This is a genomic window from Pseudonocardia sp. Ae505_Ps2, assembly GCF_001932425.1.
In the GTDB taxonomy this organism is placed as follows: domain Bacteria; phylum Actinomycetota; class Actinomycetes; order Mycobacteriales; family Pseudonocardiaceae; genus Pseudonocardia.
Window position 1 is genome coordinate 4924438 of the sequence record NZ_MCIP01000001.1, and the last position, 12968, is coordinate 4937405.

Sequence of the window (12968 nt, forward strand, 5' to 3'; positions counted from 1 at the left end):
CACGAGGTCGGCAGGTAGAGCTCCCGGTCGATCAACGCCCGCCCCCGCTTCGAGGCGTAGGCCAGGAACACACCGAGCTGACAGTTGTCGATCTTCCCGCTGGTGCCGGTGTACTGGCGCTGCACCCCGGCCGAACGCAGGCCCTTCTTGATGAACCCGGTCTCGTCCACGATGAACACCCCCGACGCGGTGTCGGTGAGATGTTGCAGGACGTAGCCGCGCAGGTCGTCGCGGACCCCGTCGACGTCCCAGTCCGCGGTGCGCAGCAGCCGCTGCATCCCGTCCGGCGACATCGCCCCGGCGTGTTCGGCGAGGGTCCAGCCGTTCTTCCGCTCGAGCCCCGCGAGCAGGCCTCGCAGGTAGGTTCCGACCCGCCGGCGCGGCTCGACCCTGCGGAAACGGCCAGAGATCAGCTCCACCACCGCGTCCAACGAGGCCACCCACCCGGCAAGATCAACCACGCGGTGATCATCACCGCCGAACGGCCGTCAGCCTCTCACCACACGCCGAACTGCCGTTGCAGTACTAGGTCATGACTCTCGTGGTGGCCCGGTCGGGCCACCACCAGGTGCCGGTCGGGCACCCGGGTCCAGTCGGGGAACGCATGGGTCGGTTCGGAGGCGACGGTCACGCAGCCCGGTCCGACCCGGACGGCGAGTGCGTGCCGCCAGGCCGTCGCCCAGATCGTCGTGCCGTCGGTCAGCAGCAGGTTCAGCCGCGAGCCGGGCGCGGTCCGTTCGGTGTCGGCGCAGACCCTGGCCAGCAGGTCGGCCGGGTCGGCGCCGTCGGCGAGACCCCGCCGGACCACCGCCCAGAGCAGTGCCGCGTCGGTGGGGGCGTCGAGGGTCATCAGGTCGGTGACGGGCAGTGCCGCCGCGGCGTCCGCGAGGGACTCTGGCCAGCCGCGGACGACGCCGTTGTGGCTGAACAGCCACCGCCCGTCGGTGAAGGGGGCGGCGGCCGTCGCGGTGACCGGCATGCCGACCGTCGCCGAGCGGACGGCGGCGAGCACCGCACCCGACGTCGTCGTCCCGGCCAGCGCGGCGTAGGACGTGTCGGACCACAGCGGCGACGCCGAGCGGACCCGCACCGGCGTCGTGCTCCCGGGCGGGTACCAGCCGGTGCCGTGGCCGTCGGCGTTGATCGTGCCGCCACCGCGCATGTCGGCCGGGGCGTAGGACTGCGCGAGCAGCCCGTGCTCCGGTTCCAGGACCAGCGACGCCAGTGTGGCCGGTTCCCCCAGGTACGCGAGGTGCCTACACACCGGCGGCGCGGACCAGCCGGAACCCGGCGAAGATCTGTCGGCGGATCGGGTGGTCCCAGTTGCGGAACGTCGCCCGGATCGCCGCCGGATCGGTGCCGAACGACCCGCCGCGCAGGACGGCGTAGTCCCCGCCGAAGAAGACCTCCGAGTACTCGGGGTACGGGAACACGGTGAACCCCGGGTAGGGGTGCCAGCCGGAGTCGCACCACTCCCAGACGTCGCCGACCATCTGCTGCACCCCGAGCGCGGACGCCCCCGCCGGGTAGGCCCCGATCGGGGCCGGCTGCAGGTGCCGCTGACCGAGGTTGGCGTGCTCGGCGCGCGGCTCGTCGTCGCCCCAGGGGAAGCGCCGCGAGCGGCCGGTCGCCGGGTCGAAGCGGGCGGCCTTCTCCCACTCCGCCTCGGTGGGCAGCCGCTTGCCGACCCAGCGGGCGTAGGCCTGGGCCTCGTGGAAGGACACGTGCACGACGGGCTCGTCGTCGGGCACCCGCTCGATGATCCCGAACCGGCGCCGCCACCAGGTGCCGTCGGCGTCGCGGGACCAGAACCGCGGCGCGGCCAACCCTTCCTCCGTGCGGTGCGCCCAGCCGGCGTCGGTCCACAGCCGCGGGTCGTCGTAGCCACCCGCGTCGACGAACGCCGCGAACGCGCCGTTGGTGACCGGGTGCACGTCGATCCGGAACGCGGGCAGGTCGACGACGTGCGCGGGCCGCTCGTTGTCCAGCGCCCACGGCTCGGCCGAGGTGCCCATCTCGAACGGGCCCGCCGGGACGAGGACCTCCGCCGCCGGGTCCACCGCACCGGCCGGGCGGGGCGGCGGGGCGGCGTCGAGCACCGGCGCCCCGGAGCGCAGCTGGTGGGTGGCGAGCATGGTCTCGTCGTGCTGCTGCTCGTGCTGCACGATCATCCCGAACGCGAAGCCCTCCGCCTCCAACCGGCGACCGCGCAGCGGGCTGCGGTGCAGCGCGTCGAGCGCCTTGTCCCGGACCTCGGCGACGTAGCCGCGGGCCTCGGCCGGGGTGAGCAGCGGCAGCGTGACCCGCGAGGAGCGGGAGTGCTGGAACGCGTCGTAGAGGCCGTCGATCTCCGGGCGCAGCGGCTCGCGGCCGCCCACGTCACGGACGAGCCACAGCTCCTCCATCGACCCGATGTGCGCGAGGTCCCAGACCAGCGGTGACATCAGCGGCGAGTGCTGGGCCTGCAGCTCGCCGTCGTCGAGATCGGTCAGCGCGGTGCTGCGGCCCCGCGAGCGCTCCAGCAGCGCCGCGACCCGGGTGCGCATGGTCTCCGGGCGCTCCCCGGGCGTCGCGGGCCCGGTCAGGGGTCCGGTGGGAACGGTGGGGTCGGCGGTCATGCCACGTCCTCCTCGGCGGCTCGGGTGGTCGGACTGGCGGTGTCACCGGGTCTGGCGGGGCCTCGACCGGCCTGGGGCAGGTACAGCCCCGGCGGGAACGGGGCGGTGGTCGGCCCCGCGCCGTGCTCGGCCGGGTCGGCCTCGTCGGCGGGGCAGCGCCCGCGCAGCACACGCTGCTCGGTGACCTCCCGCAGCCGGTCCAGCAGCGGTGCGGGGGCGGTGGTCAGCGGGTGGTCCGCAGCGGCGAGCACGTCGCAGGCCAGCGGGAACAGCGCGGCCGCCGCGGCGGCGAGCCCGGGGTGGTCCAGCCCGTCGCGGGCGGCGGCGACCCACTCGTCGCGGACCGGCTCGCACAGCTCCCGCACCCGGTCGACGACGGTGTCGGTGGTCAGCGCGAGCAGGACCGCGGCGGGCAGCGCCCAGTCCGCGCCGGCCTGGCCGTCGACGTAGCGCACCTCGAGGTAGCCCTGCGGACGGACCGGCGGGAACAGGGTCGAGACGTGGTAGTCGAGGTCGGCCAGTGTCGGCGGCCGGTCGAGGACCCCGCCACGGACGCGGCCGGACACCCAGTCGGCGAAGGTGACCCCGGGTGGCACCGACCAGGTCCCGGTGCCGCGCACGCACAGCAGCGGGGTGGTGACCACCCGGCGCGCCCACGCCGCGGCCGGGTCGGTACCGGACGCCGCGATGGACGGCGGCGCGGTCCGCGAGGGGTCCAGGCTCAGCCAGCACGCCTGGCGGGAGGACTTCCAGCCGGTGCGGCGGCCGTGCTGCACCGGCGAGTTCGCGAACGCCGCGAGCAGCACCGGGCCGAGCTCGTGCAGGACCGCCCAGCGGTCGGCGATCCCGGCGGCCGGGCCGGCGTCCACGCTGACCTGCACCGCGGCCGTGGAGCACATGCCGCTGCGGCCGTGCGGGCCGACGCCGTCGAACACGCACTCCATGGCCGCGTAGCGCGGCAGGTCCAGCAGCCGCCGGGCGGGCCGGACCGGGTCGGCGGCGCGGTCGTGCGGGCGCAGGCCGTACTCGGCGAGCAGTCCGTGGAGGTGGGCGGAGTCGGCGGTGAGGGCGCCGAGGAGGGCCTCGAGCGAGCCGGCGGGAGCGCTGGAGATCTCGATCTGGCCGCCCGGCTCGACGGTCACGGTGCCGCCCGCGGGGAGCGGGGCCGCGTGCGAGGCGGGGTCCAGGGAGGCCGGGCAGTGCGGGCCGAGCGCGGCACGCACGGCGCCGAGGTCGACCGGGTCGGCCGGGTGACCGGGTCGGTGGAGCATCCATTCGATCTCGACACCGGCCAGGGTCGGGGGGCCGTGTTTGAAGCAGACCGACGCCACGTAGGCCTCGGCCTCCCCCACGCTGCGGAGCACACCGTCGGTGCTCTGGTGGTCCAGGGTCACCAGGTCGACGCTACCCCCGACGTGTGACACCCGCACGCGATGCAACCGTGATCCCGCGCGATCGCGGGTGACCGGCGGCACGACCGTCCCCCCATGCAGGACAAGCGTACGGAATACTGGGGCCATGCCCCGTGTCAGCACCGACCAGCTCGCCGCGCGCCGGCAGCAGATCCTCTCCGGTGCCCGGACCTGCTTCGCCGATCACGGCTACGAGGGCGCCACCGTGCGGCGGCTCGAGGAGTACACCGGGCTGTCCCGTGGCGCGATCTTCCACTACTTCCGGGACAAGGAGGCGCTGTTCCTGGCCCTGGCCGAGCAGGACGCCACCCGGATGGCCGACGTCGTCGCCGAGCAGGGCCTGGTGCAGGTCATGCGCGACCTGCTGCGCGACGGATCGGACCGCAGCTGGCTGGGCACCCGCCTGGAGGTTTCGCGACGGCTGCGCACCGAGCCGGAGTTCCGGGCCCGCTGGCAGCAGCACTCCGGTGCGCTGACGGCCGCGACCCGGGCGCGGCTGGAACGCCAGGCCGCGGCCGGCGCCCTGCGCGACGACGTGCCGGTCCCGGTGCTCGCCCAGTACCTGGAGCTGGTGCTGGAGGGGCTCGTGTCGCACCTGGCGATGGGCCTGCCCGCCGACGACCTCGGCCCGGTGCTCGACCTCGTGGAGAACGCCGTCCGCGCGCCGTTGATGCGCTGACCGCCCGCGGCCAGCATGATCGGCGCCATGCCGTTCCCCTTCCACCCCGCGGGCGACGACCCCGTGCCGGCCGCCGTCCGCGGGTTCGCCCGGGCCCACGCCGACCTCGTCGTCCTGCACGAGGACCCGATCCACCTGGTCGCCCGCGATCGGGCACCCGGCAGGCGGGTCGGGCTGGTCTCCGGTGGGGGGTCCGGCCACGAGCCGCTGCACGCCGGGTTCCTCGGCCGCGGGATGCTCGACGCCGTCGCCCCCGGCCCGGTGTTCACCTCCCCGCACAACAAGGCCGTGCTGCACGCCTCCCGGGCTGCCGCCGGCCCGGACGGGGTCCTGCACGTCGTGAAGAACTACACGGGCGACCGGATCAACTTCGGCATCGCCGCGGAGCGGCTGCGGATGGAGGGCGTCGACGTCGCCCGGGTCCTCGTCGACGACGACCTGGCAACCGACGGGCTCGACACCGCGACCGGGCGGCGCGGGACCGGGGCGACCGTCGTCGTCGAGAAGATCCTCGGGGCCGCCGCGGACACCGGCGCCGGGCTCACCGAGCTCGCGACGCTGGGCGCGGACGTCGCCGCCGCCTCGCGCAGCCTCGCCGTCGCCTCCCGCGCGCAGACCTCGGCCCGCACCGGGGAGCCCGCGTTCGCCCTCGACGGGCAGCTCGACTACGGCGTCGGCATCCACGGCGAGCGGGCACGGCGTTCGGTCGACCGGCCGCCCACCGAGGAGCTCGTCGACCGGATGCTCGACGAGATCGTCGCCGGCCTGCCCGCGGGCCCCGACCAGGTCGTCCTGGTCGTGAACGGCATGGGGGGCACGGCGCTGCTGGAGCTGTACGTGCTCGCCGAGCTGGCCGCCGTCGCGCTGGAGGCACGCGGGCTGGAGCGGGTGGGTCTGCTCGTCGGCACCTTCGTGCCCGCCCTGGACATGGCCGGCTTCTCCCTGACCCTGACCCGGATGCGCCCGGAGTGGACGGACCTGTGGTCCGCCCCCGCCCGGACGGCCGCCTTCCCCCGGACGGAGACCTCATGACGGGCCAGCGGATCGACCAGGACGCCGTGCTGGCCCGGTTCGCCCGGGCCGTCGAGGACGGCCACGGCGCGCTCACCGACCTCGACCAGCACTCGGGCGACGGCGACTACGGCGACAACCTGCGTGCCGGGGTCCGGCTGGCCGTCGCGCTCGCGGAGCGCGGTCCGCAGCGCGGTTTCGGCGCGCTCGGCGAGGTCTTCCTCGACGAGGTCGGCGGCACCAGCGGCCCGCTGCTGGGCCTGCTGTTCTCCGAGATCGCCCGCGCGCTGTCCTACGGCTCGGCCGACGCGGCCGCGTTCGCCGCGGGCGCCCGGGCCGGGCTGACCGCGATCCAGCGGGTCGGCGAGGCCGAGGTGGGCGACCGGACGATGGTCGACGCGCTCGCCCCCGCCGTGACCGCGCTGGACCGTGCGGGGTTCGCCGCGGCGGCGGCCGCGGCCCTCGACGGCGCCGAACGGACCGCGGAGCTCGCGGCCCGGCACGGCCGCGCGTCCTACGTCGGGGAGCGCGCGAAGGGCGCACCGGACCCCGGCGCGGTCGGCGTCGCGCTGCTGTTCGCCGCGGTCGCCGCGGTCGCCGAGCCCGACGCCGAGGTGGCGGACCCGCTGGCCGGGCGGACCTGAGTCCCGTCCCCGCGGGCCGTTCAGCTCGCGGTCGCGGCCGGGAGGAACTGGGTGCGGTAGAGGGTGGCGTAGCGGCCGTCGGCGGCCAGCAGCTCGTCGTGGGTGCCGGACTCGACGACCCGACCGCCCTCCAGCACCGCGATCCGGTCCGCCGCCCGCACGGTGGACAGCCGGTGCGCGATGATGATCGCGGTCCGCCCGACCAGCGCCTCGGCCAGTGCCTCCTGCACCGCGGCCTCGGACTCGGAGTCGAGGTGGGCGGTGGCCTCGTCGAGGATCACCACCCGCGGGCGGGCCAGCAGCAGCCGGGCGATGGTCAGGCGCTGGCGCTCGCCGCCGGAGAGCCGGTAGCCGCGCTCCCCCACCACCGTGTCGAGGCCGTCGGGCAGCGTGTCGAGCAGGTCGCCGAGCCGGGCGCGCCGCAACGCGTCGACCATCTCGTCGTCGGTGGCGGCGGGTGCGGCGTAGCGCAGGTTCCCGGCGATGGTGTCGTGGAACAGGTGCCCGTCCTGGGTGACCATGCCGACGGCACCGCGCAGCGTGGCGAACGACAGGTCCCGCACGTCCACCCCGGACAGCTCCACCGAGCCGGAGTCGACGTCGTAGAGCCGGGGGACCAGCGAGGCCAGCGTCGACTTCCCGGCCCCGGACGACCCGACCAGGGCCAGCAGGCCACCACCGTGGACCTGCAGGTCGACGCCGTGCAGCACCTCGGCATTGACCCGCTGGTCGAGCACCGCGACCTCCTCCAGCGAGGCCAGGGAGACGTCCGTGGCGCTGGGGTAGGTGAACCGGACCCCGCGCAGGGCCACGTCGACGGGGCCGTCGGGCAGCGGGGCCGGATCGGGCCGCTCGGTCAGCATCGGGCGCAGGTCCAGCACCTCGAAGACCCGCTCGAAGGCGACCAACGCGGTCATGACGTCGACGCGGGCGTTGGCCAGCGCCGTCATCGGGGTGTAGAGCCTGCTCAGCAGCAGCCCGAGCGCGACGACCGTGCCCGCCGGAATCGACCCGGTCACCGCGAGGTAGCCGCCGAGACCGTAGATCATGGCCTGGGCCAGCGCGGACACCAGCTGGAGCGCGGTGACGAACAGCCGCGACACCATCGCCGACCGGACACCGATGTCGCGCACCCGCGACACCTGGCCGCGGAAGACGGCGGCCTCGGAGTCGGGGTCGCCGAACAGCTTCACCAGCGTGGCGCCGGGTGCGGAGAACCGCTCGGTCATCTGGTTGCCCATGGTGGCGTTGAGCTCGGCGGCCTCGCGGCGCAGCTCGGCGAGCCAGGTCCCCATCCGCCGGGCCGGGAGCACGAACACCGGCAGCAGCAGCATCGCCAGGACGGTGACCTGCCAGGCCAGCCCGATCATGACCGCGACGGCCAGCACGAGCTGGATGCTGTTGGACAGCACGGTGGACAGGGTGCCGGTGATGGCGGTCTGGGCGCCGATCACGTCGTTGTTGAGCCTGCTGACCAGCGCCCCGGTCCGGGTGCGGGAGAAGAACGCCAGCGGCATCGACTGGACGTGGCGGAACACCGCCACCCGCAGGTCCTCGATCAGGCCCTCACCGAGCCGCGCGGAGAACCAGCGTCCGGTGAGCCCGACCACCGCCTCCAGGACGGCCATCCCGGCGATCGCCCCGGCGATCACCATCACGACGCGGGCGGCGTCGGGCAGGTCGTTCGCCGCGACGATCGTGTTGACCACGCGGCCGGCCAGCACCGGCGTGGCGACCCCGATCACCGCGGTGACGGTGGTCAGGGCCAGGTAGGACAACAGCCAGCGGCGGTAGGGCCGGACGAAGCCCCAGATCCGGGGCCAGGTGCCCCGCGCGATGGAGCCACGGCGGATGGACGTCGAGTCCGCCCCCCGGATGACCCCGCGCATCAGGGTGAGCGGGCGATCCAACGGTGTTCCCCTTCGCCGGTGGTGGACGGCGAGGGTTCACGTTACGGCGCGCACGGCGGGCGGGCGCGGCGATCACGCGCCCGGCGGCCCGGGGCCCGGGCACACGACCGACCCCGGACACACGACGACGCCGCCCCGGGCCCGTTCCTCGACCCGGTCGGCGGCGCCGACGAGAGAGCTACTTCTTCTTGGTGCGGGTGGCGCCGCCGCGCCCGCGCAGCGTCACACCCGTCTCGGACAGGACCCGGTGGACGAATCCGTACGACCGCCCGGTCTGCTCGGCCAGCGAACGGATGCTGGCGCCCTTCTCGTACTTCTTCTTCAGGTCGGCGGCGAGTTTGCCCCGCTGCGTCCCGGTGATCCGGGCGCCCTTCTTCAGCTCGGCCATCGGCCCTCCTCATCCCCTCCGCGGATGCCCCCGCGGATCGCCGCATCAGCCGCGACGATCAGGTCATGATGATCCAGTTGACGATTTATGACCAGATCGCGGAAAACGCGATCGGCGAACGGTTACCCCGAACGGCTCAGCACCGCGAGCACCGTTCGACGGCGCCGTCCGTCGGGTGGCGCAACGAACCACCCGTCGGGACCGGCCGAGGAGGTCGCCGCGGCCGCCCGCGACACGTGCCGGACACGTCCGATGATCGTGGTGGTCCGGTCGGGTGATCACCGCGGCGTGCGGTGACCGGTCAGGCGAGCTGGACCAGTTCCAGGTAGTCGGCCGACCAGTGGTCCTCGGTGCCGTCGGGCAGCACGATCACCCGGTCCGGCTCCAGCGCCTCGACCGCGCCCGGGTCGTGGGTGACGAGCACGACGGCCCCCTCGAAGCGGCGCAGCGCGTCGAGCACCTGCTCGCGGCTGGCCGGATCCAGGTTGTTGGTCGGCTCGTCGAGCAGCAGCACGTTCGCCGCCGAGGACACCAGCCCGGCCAGGGCGAGCCGGGTCCGCTCACCGCCGGACAGCGTCCCGGCGGGCTGCTCGAGCTGCTCCCCGGAGAACATGAACGACCCGAGCAGGGTCCGCAGCTGCTGCTCGGGGGCGTCCGGGCTGGCGTGGCGGATGTTGTCCCAGACCGAGGCGTCCATGTCGAGTGTGTCGTGCTCCTGGGCGAAGTAGCCCCGGCGCAGCCCGTGGCCGGGGACGACACCGCCCGAGTCGGACTCCTCGGTGCCGGCCAGGATCCGCAGCAGCGTCGTCTTCCCGGCGCCGTTGAAGCCCAGCACCACGACCTTCGACCCGCGGTCCACCGCGAGATCCACCCCGGTGAAGACCTCCAGCGACCCGTAGGCCTTGGACAGGTTCTCCGCGGTGAGCGGGGTCCGCCCGCAGGGCGCCGGGGTCGGGAACCGGATGTGCGCGACGCGGTCGGCCTGACGCTCGTCGTCCAGGCCGGCGAGCAGTGCGTCGGCGCGGCGGGCCATGTTCTTCGCCGCGACGGCCTTGGTGGCCTTCGCACCCATCTTCGCGGCCTGCACGTGCAGTGCGGACGCCTTCTTCTCGGCGTTGGCCCGCTCGCGGCGACGACGCTTCTCGTCGGTGGCGCGCGCCTCCAGGTACCGCTTCCAGTCCATGTTGTACTGGTCCGCCTCGCCGCGGGTGGCGTCGAGGAACCACACCTTGTTCACGACCGCGGCCAGCAGCTCGGTGTCGTGGCTGATCACGACGAGCCCGCCCTCGTGCGACTGCAGGAACCCGCGCAGCCAGGTGATCGAGTCGGCGTCGAGGTGGTTGGTGGGCTCGTCGAGCAGCAGCGTGGTCGCCGACTGCGACCCGCCGTCGGAGGCCGCGAACAGGATCCGGGCAAGCTCCACGCGCCGACGCTGACCGCCCGACAGCGTCCGCATCGGCTGGGCGAGCACCCGCTCGGGCAGTCCCAGGTGGGTGCAGATCCGCGCGGCCTCGGACTCCGCGGCGTAGCCGCCGAGGGCGGAGAACCGCTCCTCGAGCCGGCCGTACTCGCGGATCGCCTTGTCGTTCGCGGCCGGGTCGGCCAGCTCGGCCATCGCCGTCTGCGCCTTCTCCATCTTCGCGAGCAGCACGTCCAGGCCGCGGGCCGAGAGCACCCGGTCCTTCGCCGTCACCGACAGGTCGCCCTCGCGCGGGTCCTGCGGCAGGTAGCCGACCGGGGAGTTCGCGGTCCGCTGCCCTGAGTACGGCTCGCCCTCACCGGCCAGCACCCGCATCGAGGTGGTCTTGCCCGCGCCGTTGCGCCCGACCAGACCGATCCGGTCGCCGGGCTGCACGCGCAGGGTCGCACCGGAGAGCAGGATGCGGGACCCGGCACGCAGTTCGAGGTCGGTCGTGGTGATCACGTGAAAGGGCTCCAGACGGAGGACGAGGAGTGACGCTGAGAGGACCGGATGCGGGCACACCTGTGCCCGGGAGCCGGTCTACTCGATCAGGATCACGCGGCCAGCCTACCGGCCGGGTCCACGGTGTTTCCCACGTAGGGTCGTTCCCCATGACCGATCTCACCTCCCTGGCCGGTCGGGCGGCACTGGTCACCGGCGCCTCACGGGGCATCGGCCACGGCGTCGCGGCCGCGCTGCTGGCGCGCGGCGCGTCGGTGACGATCACCGGGCGGCACGCCCCCGAGCTCGACGCGGCGGCGGCCGGTCTCGCGGCAGCCGCGGGTGTCGACGCCGGCCGGGTGCTGGCCGTCGCCGGCAACGCCGGGGACGCGGCGCACCGGGCCGCCGCGGCGGAGGCCACGGTGGCGGCGTTCGGCTCGCTGGACGTGCTGGTCAACAACGCCGGGATCAACCCCCAGCACGGGCCGCTGGTCGAGGCCGACCTCGATGCCGTCCGCAAGATCCTCGACGTCAACGTCGTCGCCGCGCTCGGGTTCGTCCAGCAGGCGCACCGGGTCTGGATGGGCGCGCACGGCGGCGCGGTCGTCAACGTCGCCTCGGTCGCGGCGCTGCGCGCCACCGGCGTCATCGGCGCCTACGGGGCGTCGAAGGCGGCGCTGCTCACCCTGACCGAGGAGCTGGCGGGCCAGCTCGGCCCCGACATCCGGGTCAACGCCGTCGCCCCCGCCGTGGTGCGGACGCGGTTCGCCGAGGCGCTCTACGCCCGGGACGAGGCGTCGGTCGTGGCGGGTTACCCGCTGGGGCGCATCGGGGAGCCGGCGGACGTCGCCGAGGCGGTCGCGTTCCTCGTCTCCGACGCCGCGTCCTGGGTCACCGGCGCCACCCTGCGGATCGACGGCGGCAGCCTGTCCGCCGGGCGGCACCGGCAGGACCCGCGGTGACCGGGACGGCCGGCGGGGCCGCGGCGCCGCAGCCCTCGGGCACGACAGCGCAGCCCTCGGGTGCCTCCGGGCCGACGGTGGCCGACGTGCTGGTGCTCGGCGGCGGGCCGGCCGGGCGTGCACTCGCCGCGGCGTGCGCGGAGGCCGGGCTGCGCACCGTGCTCGCCGATCCCGCCCCGGAGCGGGCGTGGACGGCGACCTACTGCGCGTGGCCCGAGGAGCTGCCGCCGCACCTGCCGGCCACGACGGTCGCGGCCCGGCCGGCGGCGGTGGCCGTGCTGCCCGGCGGCGGCAGGCGCGCGCTGGGCCCGTACGCGGTGCTGGACACCGCCGGGCTGCGCGCCCACCTCGACGCCCGGCTCGCCGGGGTCACGGTGCTGCCCGGCCGCGCCGCCGCCGACGACGTCCGGCCCGACGGCCACCGGTACCGGGTGCGGCTGCACGTCCCGGGCGACCGGGGCGGTGACGGCGGGAGCAGCGGCACCGACGCCGACGGCACCAGCGGCGACGGCAGCGGCAGCGGCAGCAGCAGCGGCAGCGGAGGCGGAGGCAGCGACACAGCACCGGGGGACGACGCGACGCAGGTCGTCGACGCGGCACTGGTCGTCGACGCGACGGGGGCGCCGTCGCGGCTGCGCCCCGGCCCGGCGGGCGGGACCGAGCAGACCGCCTGGGGGGTCGTCGTCGACGAGCGGGCGGCCGCACCGGTGGTGCGGCCCGGCGAGGCCGTCTTCATGGACTGGCGCTCCCCCGGCCCGCACCGGCCCGGGTGGACGGACTGGCCGACGTTCCTCTACGCCGTCCCCTACGGCGACGGCACCGTCCTGCTGGAGGAGACCTCCCTCGCGCGACGGCCGGGGCTGCCGCTGCCCGAGCTGCGCGACCGGCTCGCGGCCCGGCTCGCGGGGGCCGGCGTCACCGTGCCCGACGGCGCCCCCGTCGAGCGGGTGCGCTTCCCGGTCGACACCCCGCGCGGTCCGCGGCACCCCGTCGGGTTCGGGGCGGCGACCCCGCTGGTGCACCCGGCCACCGGGTTCAGCGTCGCCCCCGCGCTCGGGCTGGCCCCCCGGCTGGCCGCGGAGCTGGCCCGGCACCTGCCGCACGATCCCGCCGCCGCGACGACGGCGGCCCGGCGGCTGCTCTGGCCCCGGTCGGCCCGCGCGGTGCACCGGCTGCGCCGGCACGGGCTGCGCACCGTGCTGGAGATGCCGCCGCACCTCGTGCCGGACTTCTTCGACGCGTTCTTCGCCGGGCGCAGCGGACGCGCGTTCCTCACCGGCCGCGACGACCTGACCGGCACCCTCGCCGGAATGGCCGGGGTGTTCCGGGCCGCTCCGCCGGCCGTGCGTACGCGCATGCTGCGATCAGCTGCAGCATTCCACCCGAACGGGCGATGACGGGAGGGACTCGGGACAAGTTGATCGGATACAACGTAGTAACG

The 12968-nt window shown here is 75.1% G+C and carries 12 protein-coding genes; 5 read left to right on the forward strand and 7 right to left on the reverse strand.

Going from position 1 to position 12968, the window contains the following annotated elements; translation table 11 throughout:
• From Ae505Ps2_RS23080 to egtA, 4 genes are all read right to left on the reverse strand, one after another.
• Nucleotides 1-440, reverse strand: a 440-nt coding sequence (locus Ae505Ps2_RS23080; RefSeq protein WP_249265399.1) for a transposase, incomplete at its 3' end; no start/stop codon positions are given.
• 56 nt (nucleotides 441-496) lie between these two features.
• Nucleotides 497-1264: an ergothioneine biosynthesis protein EgtC gene (egtC, locus tag Ae505Ps2_RS23085; protein ID WP_075553980.1), complete on the reverse strand. Its 768-nt coding sequence runs from the start codon at nucleotides 1262-1264 to the stop codon at nucleotides 497-499.
• Entirely contained in the window at nucleotides 1257-2618 is a 1362-nt protein-coding gene (gene egtB / locus Ae505Ps2_RS23090; RefSeq protein ID WP_075553981.1) for an ergothioneine biosynthesis protein EgtB, read from the reverse strand. Before egtB ends, egtC begins: the two co-directional genes overlap by 8 nt.
• The gene (gene egtA, locus Ae505Ps2_RS23095) at nucleotides 2615-4012 is read right to left on the reverse strand and encodes an ergothioneine biosynthesis glutamate--cysteine ligase EgtA (protein ID WP_249265330.1); all 1398 of its coding nucleotides are present in this window, start codon (nucleotides 4010-4012) and stop codon (nucleotides 2615-2617) included. Before egtA ends, egtB begins: the two co-directional genes overlap by 4 nt.
• A 124-nt stretch (nucleotides 4013-4136) precedes the next feature.
• Between egtA and Ae505Ps2_RS23100 the strand changes: the two genes are divergently transcribed.
• From Ae505Ps2_RS23100 to Ae505Ps2_RS23110, 3 genes are read left to right on the forward strand one after another with little or no spacing between them, the layout of a single operon-like run.
• Nucleotides 4137-4709 carry a TetR/AcrR family transcriptional regulator gene (locus tag Ae505Ps2_RS23100; RefSeq protein ID WP_020625434.1) on the forward strand — a complete coding sequence of 191 codons (573 nt, stop codon included), beginning with the start codon at nucleotides 4137-4139 and terminating at the stop codon, nucleotides 4707-4709.
• Nucleotides 4710-4736: 27 nt separating this feature from the next.
• Nucleotides 4737-5741 (forward strand): dihydroxyacetone kinase subunit DhaK, encoded by a 1005-nt coding sequence (locus Ae505Ps2_RS23105; RefSeq protein WP_075311735.1) that lies wholly within the window; start codon nucleotides 4737-4739, stop codon nucleotides 5739-5741.
• Nucleotides 5738-6364, forward strand: coding sequence for a DAK2 domain-containing protein (locus tag Ae505Ps2_RS23110; RefSeq protein WP_075311737.1), 627 nt, complete (start codon nucleotides 5738-5740; stop codon nucleotides 6362-6364). Before Ae505Ps2_RS23105 ends, Ae505Ps2_RS23110 begins: the two co-directional genes overlap by 4 nt.
• A gap of 20 nt (nucleotides 6365-6384) precedes the next feature.
• Here Ae505Ps2_RS23110 and Ae505Ps2_RS23115 read toward each other — a convergent pair whose 3' ends face one another.
• The 3 genes from Ae505Ps2_RS23115 to Ae505Ps2_RS23125 form a co-directional block, all read right to left on the reverse strand.
• On the reverse strand, nucleotides 6385-8253 hold the full coding sequence (locus tag Ae505Ps2_RS23115) for an ABC transporter ATP-binding protein (RefSeq protein WP_249265400.1): 1869 nt from the start codon (nucleotides 8251-8253) through the stop codon (nucleotides 6385-6387).
• A 199-nt stretch (nucleotides 8254-8452) separates the two neighbouring features.
• Nucleotides 8453-8662, reverse strand: a complete 210-nt coding sequence (locus tag Ae505Ps2_RS23120; RefSeq protein WP_010240451.1) for a helix-turn-helix domain-containing protein — start codon at nucleotides 8660-8662, stop codon at nucleotides 8453-8455.
• Between the two features lie 301 nt (nucleotides 8663-8963).
• Nucleotides 8964-10586 carry an ABC-F family ATP-binding cassette domain-containing protein gene (locus Ae505Ps2_RS23125; RefSeq protein WP_020625428.1) on the reverse strand — a complete coding sequence of 541 codons (1623 nt, stop codon included), beginning with the start codon at nucleotides 10584-10586 and terminating at the stop codon, nucleotides 8964-8966.
• A gap of 149 nt (nucleotides 10587-10735) precedes the next feature.
• Between Ae505Ps2_RS23125 and Ae505Ps2_RS23130 the strand changes: the two genes are divergently transcribed.
• Together Ae505Ps2_RS23130 and Ae505Ps2_RS23135 are read left to right on the forward strand one after the other, a co-directional pair.
• Nucleotides 10736-11527 carry an SDR family oxidoreductase gene (locus Ae505Ps2_RS23130; protein WP_075306153.1) on the forward strand — a complete coding sequence of 264 codons (792 nt, stop codon included), beginning with the start codon at nucleotides 10736-10738 and terminating at the stop codon, nucleotides 11525-11527.
• A complete protein-coding gene (locus Ae505Ps2_RS23135; protein WP_075553983.1) occupies nucleotides 11524-12924 on the forward strand; it encodes a lycopene cyclase family protein in 1401 nt (466 codons plus the stop codon). Before Ae505Ps2_RS23130 ends, Ae505Ps2_RS23135 begins: the two co-directional genes overlap by 4 nt.
• Nucleotides 12925-12968 lie beyond the last annotated feature (44 nt).